Raw genomic sequence first — 13,468 nt, forward strand, 5'->3', positions numbered from 1 at the left:
TGGTCGCCATGGAGGGCGACCTTACAACGCTTGCGCTGTCGTAACGGGATAATCAGTGATTTTTAACGATTCCGTGGTGACTTAAACTGCTACGAACTCGCGGTATCCCGACCAAATCACATACACCGCGAAATAACAGAAAATCAGCGCCGAGGCGAGATAGGAATATTTCAGCAGGCGCTCGCCCAGCAGCTTGCCGCCCATGCTGCCGATCAGGCAGATCACACAGGTCCACACCACGCCGGCGAGGAAAAAGCCGCTGAGAAACCACGAGGTCGCGCCCACATCGCTGTGGCCGATGCGCGCTATCAGCGCGCCGCCCACGCTGGCGAACCACAGAATCGCGGTCGGGGACGACATCGCCAGCACGATGCCGCGCCGGAATTCGCGCAGCAGTGAACGATAAGGCTGGGTTTCAGCCGCGGGAATGTCGATTTTTTTGGCCAGCGCGGCGTAAAGCATTTTAGCGGCAAACCACAGCAGCAAGATGCCGCCGCCAATCCATAGCAACCAGCGCACCGGCGTAAACTGCAGTACCACCGCCATGCCAGCCATCGCCAGTAAGGCGTAAATTAAATCACCCACGCAGGTGCCCATGCCCAGCCAGAAACCGTGCAGATAACCGCGCTGCATCGCCAGCGTCAGCATGGCGATGTTGGCGAGTCCGATATCCAGACACAGCGATAAACTCAATAAAAAACCATTAGAAAACGGCAGCATAACGTCGTGACCATCCCTGAGTTCGGTAAAGGAAAGATTAAAGCATGCGTGCCGGGGCTTTTTACACTGCTTCCTGCCATCCATAACCAAACGCTATGACCCATTAGCAAAGGCACAATTAAATAAACCGATTTGTGAAGCCGATCGGCCTGCGCAGCTTTGCGCGCAGGGAATGCCACTATAGTCGTTAACGAGACGTTAACAACGTCCGTTTCAATACAAAAAAATCAACCTGGTTTGGGCGCAGGCCCGTGAAAATTCCGATTATGGTGGAAAGACAATGAGTGGATACCCAAAACCGGCAACTGGCGGTTTAGCAACAAACTTAACCGTGGCAATATCACTGGCTCTATTGACGCTGGCGGGGAGTGCTATGGCGCAGAACACGGAACATCATCAAACAGCATTAGTCGGCACCTGGACCAGTATTCCGGATGCCCCTGCGGTACAAAAGCCGGATCGACCCAGTGAAGGTTTGTATCGCATGCAGGTCAACAGCGACGGGACGCTCAAGCCGCTGGAGGTGATCAGGATGAAAAGCCCGTCGTGGATCGTTAAATCACGCGACGGGCGGTTTGCTTACACCACCAATGAAGAGAATGCCGGTGCCGTTACCGCGCTGGCGATCGATAAACAGGGCGCAGTGCGGGTGCTGAATCAGGTCGACAGCCACGGCGAGCAGCCGACGCACGCCACTCTCAGCCCGGACGGCAAATTCCTGTTTGTCGCCAACTATTCGGTGGCGAAAGGCGGAGCAGGGGTAACGGTGTTCCCGATTGCGTCGGACGGCAAGTTGGGCGAACAGGTCCAGCATTTCGCGTTCAGCGAGGGGAGCGGCGTGGTAAAAGATCGGCAGGATGGCGGCCATGCGCACTCCACCACCTTTACCCATGATGGCCGCTATCTGTATGCGGCCGATCTCGGTGACGACAAACTGCATGCCTATCGCTACCACGCGGATCGGCGAGAGCCGCTGCAGGCGGATACCAGCCGTGATGTAAGCTTTGCGCCAGGTGCGGGTCCGCGCCACATGGTGTTCTCCGCCGACGGTAAACATGCTTATGTGATTACTGAAATGGCGGGCGAAATCGTGGTGTTCCGCGTCACTGATGACCGGCTGGAACGGCAGGCACAGGTGGCGCTGAATACGCAAAACAGCAGCGCCGCCTATAAAAGCGGTGGCGGCATCATTCTCAGCCCGCAGGGTAAATTCCTGATTGCCGCTAACCGCGGATCTGACAATCATCTGCTGGTGTTTAAGATTGCCGCCGATGGCAGCCTGACAGATCCACAGCGCTATGCCGCCGACGGTATTGAGCCGCGCGCGCTGGCGTTTGATAACAGCGGTAAACATCTCTATGTCACCAACGTGTTTACCAACACCATTACGCTGTTTGATTTTGATGCGCACAGCGGCAAGCTGAGCGCGCGCGGTGTGGCGGCGAAGCTGGCAACGCCAACCGACATCAAATTCTTTAACTAGCTGCCCTTTCACTCATCCGGTGCGCGTGACGGCGCACCGTCTTCCGCCATGGCCGACAGCGCGCTTTCCAGCGAAGCCGGAAACATCTGGCCGTGACTGAGCCCGGGAAACAGCTGGAAGCGAGCCGCCAGGCCGTTCTCCTGCATGCCGTCGAGGGTGGTGCGAATCCGGCTCAGCACATCGCTGACGCCAGAACGGAATTCGCCGTTGCCTTCCATCAGCACCAGCTGCTTCTGCTTGAACGATGCGGGCGTCACCGCCGCCATCTGCTGCAACAGCGTTGCGTCGCCGCGCAGGGAAGGACTGGCGGCAAAATAGCGCTGGAAAAATCCGGAGGTTAAATAGCTGTCCAGCACAAACAGCCCACCGTAAGAGTGGCCCCACAGCGCACGCTGCTGCGCATTGATCGGCAGATTCCGTTCGGCACGCGGCGCGATAGTCTGTTCCAGCAGCTGGCGGAATGCGGCGCTGCCGCCGGCTGGCCGGCCGCGACGATCCTGCACCTGTTGTGGCGGGGTGTAATCCAGCGTGCGCGCAGCGAGATCGAACGGCAGCGGGGTCTGATAGCCTACCGCCACCAGCACCGGCGGGTTGCCTGCCGCCAGCTTCTGCAACAGCGCTTCGCTGAGATGGTTCATCACGGCGTTGCCATCCAGCATATACAGCGCCGCGTAACCTGCGGCCGGTGCCGGTTTACGTGGTACCGCCGTCCACACTTTGTAATGGCGCTGGCCGTCAGCGGAATCAAACGTGTTTACAGTGAAGCGATACCAGGCAGAGCCTTTGTCGGCAATGTTGGGTCCGAGCGGCGTCATATCAGGCCGGGCGAAACCGACAGCGGGACCGAGCAGCAGGCTCAGCAGGGTGAACAGCGGAATGATAAGGCGATAAACCATGGCGCTTCCTTACTAGCTGGCGAGTCAATTACTTCCGTGTCACAGCGAAAGCGCCAGACAGATTAGTGATAATGATTATTAATTTCAACAACCATTTTGCACCGTCATGCGCCGTGCGGAAGTGTAAAGATTTCGTCAGGATCGCCGATAACGTAGCGGTATAATACCAGCGAGGATAGTCAGGATGATTAACGGTATCGGACCGGGTAGTTTCTCACAGCTCCATCTCAGCAGCGCCAGCGCACGCGTGACCAGCAGCACGGCAAGCAATGCGACCCGGCAAAATAGTCTGACGGCAGACGCCTCAGCGAAAGTCACCTTTAGCGAAGCCACCGACGCCATCTCTGCGGTGTACCAAATGACGCCGGCGCGCGTCACCGCCAGCACGCCTCTTTCGCCTGATATGCAGACGCAGGCGATGGGTGCGCTGCGCAGCACGGGCGTCAGCATGAACGGCATTGGCAGCGCGTTGCTGAGCGCACTGACGCAGCAGCGTGACGATGTCACCATCAGCGTACCGGCCAGCGGCGGCGCGCAAACTGACACGCAGAGCGCGGTGGCGCTGGAGATTACCACTCAGTCCGGCGTTAGCCTCACCCTGCAGATGACGCGGCAGCAGGATGGCGTAGCGGTGGCGCTGAAAACCACTCACGGTAAGCTGAACGATGACGAAGCTGCGGCAATTGCCAAACTTTCCGGCGCGCTGGAGAAAACCCTGAGCGGGCTGGATAACGGCAACGGTAAACTGGATGTCGGTGACCTGCTCAGTTTTGACAGTAACCAGCTGGCCAGCGTTGATCTGAAAACCGACCTGCGTCGCAGCGGCGAAGTGATGCAGTCGCTGAATCTGCATGCCGACCCGGGTTCACGCTGGCTGGGTTTCCATAATGCTGACGCCAGTTTCAAACTGACGACGGACATGCGCAGCCTGGCGCAGGCCAGCAACGCCGGTCAGCAGCAGAGCGCCCTGGCGCAGTGGAGCGCGAAATTTGATCAGGCCGCTTCGCGCGGTCACGGCGATCGCGCGGCGCTGGCACTGTTTAAGCAGGGTTTCGAGAGCTTAAACAGCACCAGCGCGGCGGCCGGCGTGGCGATGCGCACCCCGCAGGCGATCACCGTAGGCGCGCATGCGGCGCAGGCCGGTGCCATCAGCGGCCTGGCGGATTTCTCGGCCAGCTATCACCAGACGGCGCGCTCCAGTAATCCGCTGAAGCCGGAAGAAGAAGATACTTTCGCTCTGGATGTGGCGCAGCGCAGCAGCCAGCAGAAGAACGGCGATACGCAGCACATGACGCAGGAAACCCTGTTTAAGCTGAACGCCAGTTTTCATACCGCGCTGAGCGCCAGTTCGCCGCTGGCGCTCAATGAAACCAAAGAATCACAAAACTATCACTACCACCAGATTCACGATGAAACGCGCAGCACCACTGAGGTGACGCAGGATGCGCAGGGCAATCTCACCGCCCGTTTCGCCCGGCAGCTGACGCAGCAGGAAACGGTGAAGACCTATCAGCTGGCGAAGCTGATCGACAGTACCAGTACACCGCACAGTGAGAAGAGTGAATCGACGCGCCACTATTCCCCGGCGATGTATCTGGCGCAGGCGTAATACCAGGATGGCGTAATGCCCACTTTATTGCGCCAGCCCATGGCGCAATAAAGCAATAATGTCATTTATCACTATCGATAGCGGAATTAATACTTAAGATAATTCACCCGTATCACTCAGCGTAATAACCCTGCATCTCCGCGCCCGCTAACGCCTTCTTATCCCTGATAAATTCTTTATTCCCTTTCTGCATGCCGTTTGCCGGATATAGCATAACCGCGCTCTTTACCGCTGTTATTCCCGCTGATTATCATCGCGCTCAATCTGTTATTAAGTTACGGCTCTCTGCCCTGGCAGAATGAGCCTGTGAATCACAGCAAAAATAAAAAGTGAATCCAGCGATGACGCAAATCAGGGCTCAACAACTTCAGCGCGCGGCGGTGATCACGTCTGACGCGGCGGCAATCGACGCCGCCCGCCACCTGGCGGAACAGGCGAAAGCCGGGGCAGCCGAACGTGACCAACAGCGTATCTATCCGCGTGAACTGCTCGATCAGTTCACCCAGCTGGGGCTGGGCAGTATCAGCGTGCCGCGCCAGTTTGGCGGCGGCGGTTTGTCTTTTGGTACCGTGGCGGAGGTGTTCCGCCTGATCTCCGCCAGCGATCCGTCGCTTGGCCAGATTCCGCAAAACCACTTCGGGCTGATCCAGTTCATCCTGGGGGAAGGCAGCGCGCAACAGCAGCAGCGCCTGCTCAGCGCGGTGGTTCAGGGACAGCGGCTGGGCAACGGTGGTCCGGAAAAGAACAGCAAACACACGCGTGATGTGCAGGCGCAGCTGGTGTCAGGTCCGGAGGGTTTACGGCTCAGCGGTGAAAAGTTCTATTCCACCGGTGCACTGTTTGCCGACATTCTGGTGACCACCGCGCAGCAGGAGGGCCAGCCGGTGATGGCGTTCATTCCGCTGCCGACGGCAGGGGTGGAGATTATCGACGACTGGTCGGGTATCGGTCAGCGCACCACCGCCAGCGGCACGGTGAAACTCCAGCAGGTGGCGGTCGATGCCGGTTTGACCATTGCGCTACCGTCGCCCGATAAGCCAACGCTGCGCGGTGCCGTATCGCAGCTGATCCAGGCCGCGATTGACGCCGGGATCGCGCAGGGCGCGCTGGATGAGGCGCTGGCGTTTATTCACAGCAGCTCGCGTCCGTGGGTGGACGCGGGCGTGAGCCGCAACGCAGAAGATCCTTACATTCTCGCCGATGTCGGGCGTATCAGCACCGAACTGAGCGCCGCCAACGCGCTGCTGGTGCGGGCGGCGCGCGTACTGGACAGCATTGACCCGCATGCGCTTACCGCTGCGCACTGCGCGCGCGCCTCCATCGCGGTTGCAGAAGCCAAAGTGCTGACCACCGAAATTGCACTGAAAGCCAGTGAAAAGCTGCTGGAGTGGAGCGGCAGCCGCGGCACATTGCTGAAGCATGGGCTGGATCGCCACTGGCGCAACGCGCGCACCCATACGCTGCACGATCCGGTGCGCTGGAAAACGCACGCCATCGGCAACTATTACCTCAATGATGTTCTGCCCGCGCGTCATGCGTGGATTTAAGGAGCGATGATGACGCAGGTTTTCGCTAAACAGCCGGCAGCACGCATCCGCAGTGCGCAGCAGGCCCTGCAGGTGGCAGAAGAGCTGGCTGAACGCTTTCGCAGCGGCGCAGCGCAGCGCGATCGGCAGCGTGAGCTGCCACATGCTGAACTTCAGCACTATTTCCAGTCCGGCTTAGGTGCCATTACCGTGCCGCGTGCGTGGGGCGGCATTGAGATTTCCAGCGCAGAACTGGCGCAGATTTTTGTCATTCTCAGCGCTGCCGATGCATCGATCGGTCAGGTGCCACAAAACCACTTCTACGCGCTGGAAGTGCTGCGCGTTAACGGCAGCGACGCCCAGCAGCAGCGGCTGTACAACGAAGTGCTGGCGGGCGTTCACTATGGTAACGCGCTGGCGGAGTTCGGCTCTGCGGCGGCGCATCAGCGCACCACCGCCTTCAGCCAGACCGCCAGCGGGCTGCACCTCAACGGCGACAAATTTTACTGCACCGGGGCGCTGTTTGCCGACCGCATCCCGACGCTGGCCATCGCCGATGACGGCAAAGAACAGCTGGTGTTTGTACCGCGCCATCAGCCGGGTGTGACGGTGATTGATGACTGGAGCGGTTTCGGCCAGCGCACCACCGGCAGCGGCAGCGTGCAGTTTCGTGATGTGGCGATCGCGCCGGACGATGTGGTGCCGTTTCACAGCGCGTTTGAGCGGCCGACCACCGTCGGACCGTTTGCCCAGATTATGCATGCGGCTATCGACCAGGGCATTGCCCGCGCGGCCTTCAACGACATGCTGGCTTTTGTGCAGCAGCGCGCGCGGCCGTGGCCGGACAGCGGCGTCGAGCGAGCCTGTGACGATCCGCTGACGCTGGATCGCACCGGGCGGCTCGCCGCACGACTCAGCGCCGGTGATGCGTTGCTGGATGTCGCCGGGGAGGCGGTCGATATCGCCCAACGCAACCCGAGTGCTGAGCACGTCGCGCTGGCATCGGTTGAAGTGGCGAAAGCGCGTGCCTGGACCACTGAGGTGGCGCTGGAAGCCGGCAATCTGTTGTTTGAGCTGGGCGGATCGCGCGCCAGCCTGCGCGAGCACAACCTCGATCGCCACTGGCGCAACGCGCGTACCCATACGCTGCATGACCCGGTACGCTGGAAATATCCGGTCATCGGCAACTATCTGCTTAACGGCGTGCTGCCGCCGCGACGGGGAACGCTATGAGCCGCAAACAGATTCTGCTCAATGCTTTTAACATGAACTGCGTTGGGCATATTCACCATGGCATGTGGACCCATCCGCAGGACCGCTCAGTGGAGTTCAATTCGCTGGCGTACTGGCTGGATTTAGCGCGTCTGCTGGAGCGCGGCCTGTTCGACGGACTGTTCATTGCCGATATTCTCGGCGTTTACGATGTGTATCAGCAGGGTATCGGCCTGACGGCGCGCGAGTCCATTCAGTTGCCGGTGAACGATCCGCTGATGCTGATTTCCGGCATGGCCAGTGTGACGCAGCATCTGGGCTTTGGCGTGACCGCCAATCTCAGCTACGAAGCCCCTTATCCTTTTGCCCGCCGCCTGTCGACGCTCGACCATCTGACCAACGGTCGCATCGGCTGGAATATCGTGACCGGCTATCTCGACAGCGCGGCGCGCGCCATGGGTCAGCAGCAACTGCTGGCGCACGATCGGCGCTACGACCAGGCCGATGAGTTTCTTGATGTCACTTATCAGCTGTGGGAAGGCAGCTGGCAGGACGATGCGTTGCTGGCCGACAAACAGCGCCGGCTGTATGCCGACGCGCAGAAGATTCACGCGATCAATCATCAGGGTGAATTTTATCAGGTGCAGGGCTATCACCTGAGCAGCCCTTCGCCGCAGCGCACGCCGTTGCTGTTCCAGGCAGGATCATCCGCGCGCGGCGTGGCGTTTGCTGCGCGGCACGCCGAGTGCAGTTTCGTGAATGCCAGCTCGCCGGCGGCGCTGCGCGAGCAGGCGCAGCGTCTGCGCCACGCGGCGGTGGCGGCGGGTCGTCAGGCGGACGACTTACGCATCTTTATGGGCGTCAGCGTGATCGTCGCCGCCAGCGAACGCGAAGCGCAGGAGAAGCACCGCAGCTATCTGGAATACGCCAGTGCTGAAGCCGGCATTGCGCACTTCTCCAGCTCAATTGGCGTCGATCTCGCTGCGTTTGGCCTCGATGAACCGATTCACAGCGGCGACACGCGCGCCATTGAATCGGTGAGCAAAGCCTATAACGGCTGGACGCGTCGCCAGCTGCTGGAGCAGCATGCGCTCGGTAGCCGCTATCCGGTGATTGTCGGCAACCCGTCTCAGGTCGCCGACCAGTTGATCCGCTGGATTGATGAAGGCGACATCGACGGCTTCAATCTGACGCGCATCCTGAATCCGCAAAGCTACCGCGATTTTATTGAGCTGGTGGTGCCGGAACTTCAGCAGCGCGGCCGCTTCAAAACCGCCTATCAGCCGGGATCGCTCCGGCAAAAAATTTTTCAGCAGCAGGATCGTCTGCCCGCGCGCCACCCGGCCGCGCGCTGGCGGCCTGCGGCTGACGTTCGTTAATTTAACCTCAGGAAATCAGGATGAAATTTGCCTCATTAGTGGCGCTGAGCGCCGCAATATTAACCGCCAGCGCGTTTGCCGCCGGTGACTACAGCGGTGCCCTCAAAGTCGGTACCACGGCGGCTTTCGCGCCGCCGCTGGAAACCGCCGTGGCTGAAGCGAAAAAGCAGGGACTGCAGGTCGAGCTGGTGGAGTTCACTGACTGGACTGCGCCGAACGTGAGCGTGGAAAATGGCGACATTGACGTCAACCTGTTCCAGCACAAGCCGTTTCTTGATAATGCCAACCGCGAGGGCGGTTTCCATCTGGTGCCGTATGCGCCCGCCATCATCAATAACATCGGGCTCTATTCGAAGAAGCACACGGCAATCGATCAGATTCCGGACGGCGGCACGGTGGCGATTGCCAATGACCCGATTAACGGTGCGCGCGGATTGCTGCTGTTGCAAAAAGCGCAGCTGATTACGTTAAAACCGGGCAGCGGGCTGAAATCCACCGTGGATGATATCGCCAGCAATCCAAAACACCTGAAAATCATCGAAGTGGAGGCGGTGCAGTTGTCGCGCTCGCTGGATGAGGTCGACCTGGCACAGGGGTATCCGCACTATCTGCGTTTGTCGAAGACCATCGACCCTAACAAGGCCCTGTTATTTGATGGCCTTGAGCATCCGGAATATGTGATTCAGTTCGTGATTCGCGATGGACATCAGGACGATCCGCGTCTCAAAAAGTTTGTTGATATCTATCAGCACTCGCCGGTGGTGCGCGCGAAGCTGGATGAGTTCTACGGCAAGCTGTATCAGCCGGGCTGGAGCCAGTAATCATGGTCAGCCTGACTCTTCCTGGCGAGCAGGCGGCGCTGCACACGACGACGCCGGTCGCGGGCCGTGCGCATGTGCAGATCCGCGGGCTGAGCAAACGCTATGACGGCCAGTCGCAGGATGCGCTGAAGCACATCGACCTGCAGGTTAAACGCGGCGAAATTTTTGGCATCATAGGCCGCAGCGGCGCGGGCAAATCGACGCTGATCCGCTGTCTGAACCGGCTGGAAAATCCGACGCAGGGTGCGGTGGTGATTGACGGTATCGATCTCAGTTCACTGAGCGCCAGCCAGCTGGTGCAGTGGCGGCGCCGCACCGGCATGATTTTTCAGCACTTCAATTTACTGTCCGCTAAAACGGTGCGGCAAAACATTGAACTGCCGATGAAGGTGGCCGGCATACCGGCGGCGCAACGGCGGCAAAAAGTGGATGAGCTGCTGGCGCTGGTTGGGCTGGAAGCGCGCCAGCATGCCTGGCCGGCGCAACTCTCTGGCGGGCAGAAGCAGCGCGTCGGCATTGCGCGCGCGCTGGTGCACGATCCGGAACTGCTGCTGTGCGACGAGGCAACCTCGGCGCTGGATCCGGAAACCACACGCGCCATCCTCGCGCTGCTGAAAAAAATCAATCAACAACGTCATATCACTATTGTGCTGATCACCCATGAGATGGACGTGGTGCACGACCTGTGTCACCAGGTGGCGGTGATCGATCAGGGTGAAATCATTGAGCGCGGTCCGGTGTGGCAGGTGTACAGCGATCCGCAGCATGAGACGACGCGGCAATTGCTTAATCCGCAATTCGGCGCGCTGCCGGAGGCCATCCAGCCGCTGCTTACGCCGCAACGTCAGAACGTGGACTCGCGTTTGCTGGTGCGGCTGCGCTACAGCGGGCAGGGCGCGCAACCGGATCTGGCGGCGATCAGCGCACAGGTCAGCGGCGAGCTGACGCTACTGTTTAGTGCGGTTGAATGGGTCGATCGCAAACCCACCGGCCAGCTGTTGCTGCTGCTGGATGCCCGGCACGACGCGCCGGCAGCCCTTACCGCGCTTCATCCGCTGGCGGACCAACTGGAGGTTGCAGGTTATGTCACTGGCTATTGATCGTTTATGGCAGGGGTTGCTGGATACGCTGCTGATGGTCGGCGTGTCGTCGCTACTGGCACTGCTGATCGGTTTACCGATGGCGGTGATTCTGGTGGTAACCGGGCGCGGCGATCTGTTCCCCAATCCGCTGCTCAACCGGCTGCTGGGCTGGCTGGTGAACCTGTTCCGCTCGATTCCGTTTTTGATTCTGATGGTGGCGCTGATCCCGTTTACCCGCTGGATTGTCGGCACTACCTACGGCGTCTGGGCGGCCGTGGTGCCGCTGACGCTGGCGGCGACGCCGTTTTTTGCCCGCATCGCGGAGGTGAGTCTGCGCGAAGTGGATAAAGGGCTGACGGAAGCGGCGCAGGCGATGGGCTTTCAGCGCTGGCATATTGTCTGGCACGTGCTGCTGCCGGAAGCGCGGCCTGGCATCGTCAGCGGTTTTACCATTACGCTGGTGACGATGATTAATGCCTCGGCGATGGCCGGTGCGATCGGCGCCGGCGGGCTGGGCGATCTGGCTTATCGTTACGGCTACCAGCGTTTCGATATGCAGGTCATGCTCACGGTGATCGTGGTGCTGGTGGCACTGGTCACGCTGCTGCAGCTGTGTGGCGACCGGCTGTCGCGCCGGCTGAACCATCGCTAAAGGCGTTTTACCTGATCTGCAGGCCGTCAAGCGCCGCCAGCAGCGCGTCGACCTTCGGCAGTAGCTGTTTGCGCCGTGGCCAAATCACCGACAGCGGCAGACCGTCCGGCTGCTGCTGCGGCACAATCACTTCCAGCGCGCCGCTCGCCAGCGCGTCACGCACCAGCCAAGACGGCATTTGCGCCACCCCGAGGCCAGCGCACAGCGCCTGCATTTGTGCATCCACGTCGCCCAGCGCCATGCGAGACGGCACCTGGCGCCAGTGCGGATGTCCATCCTCCGTGGTGAACAGCCACGGCTTGGTGCTGCCGTCAACGCGCTCGTACAGAATCGCCCGATGCCGCAGCAACTCACTCTCGCTGGTTGGTCTGCCTGCGCGCGCCAGATAGTCCGGCGCGGCGCAAAACACCATACGCTCGCGGCCCATCGCCCGGCAGCCGAGCGAGGCGGGCAGATCCGGCGAACCGCCGATGCGCACCGCGACATCAATGCCCTCATCAAACAGATCAATAAAGCGATCCGAGAAGGTCAGGCTGAGTTCCACATCCGGATGCTGCTGACAGAACGGAATCAGCAGCGGCATGACGCCGAGCCGGCCATAGGTATTGGGCACCGCCAGCCGCAATCGCCCGGAAGGAATGGTGCGCTGCGCCGCCAGCACTGCTTCGGCTTCCGCCAGCTCCTCCATAATGCGCAGGCAGGTCTGATAATAGGCGCTGCCGGCGTCGGTGAGCGTCAGGCTGCGGGTGGTGCGCTCCAGCAGGCGAGAGCCGAGCCGCGCTTCCAGCCGCGTCACGCTTTTGCTGATGGCGGAACCGGTCAGGTGCAGACGCTCAGCGGCAGCGGCAAAACTGCCGCTTTCAACACTGGCGACAAAAGGAACGATGTCTTTCAGACGCTGATCGTGCATGTATTAGTGAACCCAGTTCAGGAATGATGTGAATTAATGCCACGGCTAAGAATTTAATTCTCTATTACGCTAAGGATAACTGCAACAGAGGAGATTCGACATGCAAAAACAGGCGTTAATCGTGGGGATCAGCGGGGTTATTGGCCGTGCGCTGGCGGAAAGGCTGCAAAGCGAGGGCTGGCAGGTAACCGGTTTGTCGCGCGGACGCGGTGCTATTCCGGAAGGTTGCCGCAGTCTGACGGCCGATCTGACCGATGCAGAAGCGGTGCGCAATGCGCTGGCGCAGGAAAAACCGGATGCGCTGTTCTTTAGCGTCTGGTCACGCCAGGCGAATGAAAAAGAGAACATTCGCGTTAACGGGGGCATGGTGCATAACGTCATTGCCGCGTTCGGCGAGCGGCTGAACGGTGCGCATGTGGCACTGGTGACCGGGCTGAAGCACTATCTTGGTCCATTCGAAGCGTATGGCAAAGGTGCGGTGCTGGTGACGCCGTTCCGCGAAGAACAGGGACGTCAGCCGGTCGATAACTTTTACTATGCGCAGGAAGATGAAGTGTTTGCAGGCGCAGAGCAATATGGCTACAGCTGGAGCGTGCACCGTCCGCACACCATCATCGGTTATGCATTGGGTAACGCCATGAACATGGGGCAGACGCTGGCCGTTTACGCCACGCTGTGCCGTGAAAAAGGCTGGCCGTTCATCTTTCCCGGCTCGCCGGAGCAGTGGAACGGTCTGGCCGATGTCACCGAAGCCGGTTTACTGGCGGAACAGCTGCTGTGGGCGACCCGTGCTGAGGGGGCTGCCAATCAGGATTTCAACGCGGTGAACGGCGATGTCTTCCGCTGGAACTGGCTGTGGCCGCGTCTGGCAGACTATTTCGGTATTGAAGCTGCAGACTATCCGGCGCAGATGATGCCGCTGGAAGGACGCATGCAGGAAGCCGCAGCGGCCTGGCGTGAGATCGCTGTGCGCTATCAGCTGCGTGAAGCGGACATCGATAAACTGGCGTCGTGGTGGCACACCGATGCGGATTTGGGCCGGCCGATGGAGGCATTTACCGATATGAGCAAGAGCCGTAAAGCCGGCTTTACCGGCTATCGCGCCACGCTGGATTCCTTCACCCAGCTGTTCGACCGACTGCGTGCGGAGCGCATCATTCCCTGATAGCGTTACTGGC

12 protein-coding genes are annotated in these 13,468 nt (G+C 60.1%); 9 read left to right on the top strand and 3 right to left on the bottom strand.

Features of this window, described 5'->3' with window-relative positions; all coding sequences use genetic code 11:
• Window positions 1-81 precede the first annotated feature (81 nt).
• On the bottom strand, window positions 82-720 hold the full coding sequence (locus tag OXR61_RS10440; protein ID WP_021508952.1) for a LysE family transporter: 639 nt from the start codon (window positions 718-720) through the stop codon (window positions 82-84).
• Between the two features lie 373 nt (window positions 721-1,093).
• Between OXR61_RS10440 and OXR61_RS10445 the strand changes: the two genes are divergently transcribed.
• Window positions 1,094-2,203, top strand: a complete 1,110-nt coding sequence (locus OXR61_RS10445; protein ID WP_031279983.1) for a lactonase family protein — start codon at window positions 1,094-1,096, stop codon at window positions 2,201-2,203.
• 8 nt (window positions 2,204-2,211) lie between these two features.
• Here OXR61_RS10445 and OXR61_RS10450 read toward each other — a convergent pair whose 3' ends face one another.
• Window positions 2,212-3,099: an alpha/beta hydrolase-fold protein gene (locus OXR61_RS10450; protein WP_267412038.1), complete on the bottom strand. Its 888-nt coding sequence runs from the start codon at window positions 3,097-3,099 to the stop codon at window positions 2,212-2,214.
• Between the two features lie 184 nt (window positions 3,100-3,283).
• On the opposite strand from OXR61_RS10450, the gene OXR61_RS10455 reads away from it, so the two are divergent.
• The 7 genes from OXR61_RS10455 (at window position 3,284) to OXR61_RS10485 (ending at window position 11,380) form a co-directional block, all read left to right on the top strand.
• Window positions 3,284-4,708, top strand: a complete 1,425-nt coding sequence (locus tag OXR61_RS10455; protein WP_021508955.1) for a hypothetical protein — start codon at window positions 3,284-3,286, stop codon at window positions 4,706-4,708.
• A gap of 341 nt (window positions 4,709-5,049) precedes the next feature.
• Window positions 5,050-6,255 (top strand): SfnB family sulfur acquisition oxidoreductase, encoded by a 1,206-nt coding sequence (locus OXR61_RS10460; RefSeq protein ID WP_021508957.1) that lies wholly within the window; start codon window positions 5,050-5,052, stop codon window positions 6,253-6,255.
• 9 nt (window positions 6,256-6,264) lie between these two features.
• Complete coding sequence (locus OXR61_RS10465) at window positions 6,265-7,467, top strand: SfnB family sulfur acquisition oxidoreductase (RefSeq protein ID WP_021508958.1); 1,203 nt, start codon at window positions 6,265-6,267, stop codon at window positions 7,465-7,467.
• Window positions 7,464-8,825 carry an LLM class flavin-dependent oxidoreductase gene (locus OXR61_RS10470; RefSeq protein WP_021508959.1) on the top strand — a complete coding sequence of 454 codons (1,362 nt, stop codon included), beginning with the start codon at window positions 7,464-7,466 and terminating at the stop codon, window positions 8,823-8,825. Before OXR61_RS10465 ends, OXR61_RS10470 begins: the two co-directional genes overlap by 4 nt.
• Before the next feature lie 20 nt (window positions 8,826-8,845).
• On the top strand, window positions 8,846-9,646 hold the full coding sequence (locus OXR61_RS10475) for a MetQ/NlpA family ABC transporter substrate-binding protein (protein ID WP_021508960.1): 801 nt from the start codon (window positions 8,846-8,848) through the stop codon (window positions 9,644-9,646).
• Window positions 9,647-9,648: 2 nt separating this feature from the next.
• Window positions 9,649-10,746 (top strand): ATP-binding cassette domain-containing protein, encoded by a 1,098-nt coding sequence (locus OXR61_RS10480; RefSeq protein ID WP_021508961.1) that lies wholly within the window; start codon window positions 9,649-9,651, stop codon window positions 10,744-10,746.
• Window positions 10,730-11,380, top strand: coding sequence for a methionine ABC transporter permease (locus tag OXR61_RS10485; protein ID WP_021508962.1), 651 nt, complete (start codon window positions 10,730-10,732; stop codon window positions 11,378-11,380). The genes OXR61_RS10480 and OXR61_RS10485 overlap by 17 nt, the downstream gene beginning before the upstream one ends.
• 7 nt (window positions 11,381-11,387) lie before the next feature.
• On the opposite strand, the gene OXR61_RS10490 is transcribed toward OXR61_RS10485, so the two are convergent.
• Window positions 11,388-12,290 carry a LysR family transcriptional regulator gene (locus tag OXR61_RS10490; RefSeq protein ID WP_021508963.1) on the bottom strand — a complete coding sequence of 301 codons (903 nt, stop codon included), beginning with the start codon at window positions 12,288-12,290 and terminating at the stop codon, window positions 11,388-11,390.
• A 100-nt stretch (window positions 12,291-12,390) separates the two neighbouring features.
• Here OXR61_RS10490 and OXR61_RS10495 point away from each other — a divergent pair, with 100 nt between their 5' ends.
• Window positions 12,391-13,455, top strand: coding sequence for an SDR family oxidoreductase (locus OXR61_RS10495; protein ID WP_021508964.1), 1,065 nt, complete (start codon window positions 12,391-12,393; stop codon window positions 13,453-13,455).
• Window positions 13,456-13,468: the final 13 nt, after the last annotated feature.

The organism is Pantoea sp. GM_Pan_4 (genome assembly GCF_026541005.1).
GTDB classification, from domain to species: domain Bacteria; phylum Pseudomonadota; class Gammaproteobacteria; order Enterobacterales; family Enterobacteriaceae; genus Pantoea; species Pantoea dispersa.

Bases quoted from the DNA above. Each gene is read 5' to 3' on its own strand.
- OXR61_RS10440 (WP_021508952.1), bottom strand. From the start codon at position 720: ATGCTGCCGTTTTCTAATGGTTTTTTATTGAGTTTATCGCTGTGTCTG.
- OXR61_RS10445 (WP_031279983.1), top strand. From the start codon at position 1,094: ATGGCGCAGAACACGGAACATCATCAAACAGCATTAGTCGGCACCTGG.
- OXR61_RS10450 (WP_267412038.1), bottom strand. From the start codon at position 3,099: ATGGTTTATCGCCTTATCATTCCGCTGTTCACCCTGCTGAGCCTGCTG.
- OXR61_RS10455 (WP_021508955.1), top strand. From the start codon at position 3,284: ATGATTAACGGTATCGGACCGGGTAGTTTCTCACAGCTCCATCTCAGC.
- OXR61_RS10460 (WP_021508957.1), top strand. From the start codon at position 5,050: ATGACGCAAATCAGGGCTCAACAACTTCAGCGCGCGGCGGTGATCACG.
- OXR61_RS10465 (WP_021508958.1), top strand. From the start codon at position 6,265: ATGACGCAGGTTTTCGCTAAACAGCCGGCAGCACGCATCCGCAGTGCG.
- OXR61_RS10470 (WP_021508959.1), top strand. From the start codon at position 7,464: ATGAGCCGCAAACAGATTCTGCTCAATGCTTTTAACATGAACTGCGTT.
- OXR61_RS10475 (WP_021508960.1), top strand. From the start codon at position 8,846: ATGAAATTTGCCTCATTAGTGGCGCTGAGCGCCGCAATATTAACCGCC.
- OXR61_RS10480 (WP_021508961.1), top strand. From the start codon at position 9,649: ATGGTCAGCCTGACTCTTCCTGGCGAGCAGGCGGCGCTGCACACGACG.
- OXR61_RS10485 (WP_021508962.1), top strand. From the start codon at position 10,730: ATGTCACTGGCTATTGATCGTTTATGGCAGGGGTTGCTGGATACGCTG.
- OXR61_RS10490 (WP_021508963.1), bottom strand. From the start codon at position 12,290: ATGCACGATCAGCGTCTGAAAGACATCGTTCCTTTTGTCGCCAGTGTT.
- OXR61_RS10495 (WP_021508964.1), top strand. From the start codon at position 12,391: ATGCAAAAACAGGCGTTAATCGTGGGGATCAGCGGGGTTATTGGCCGT.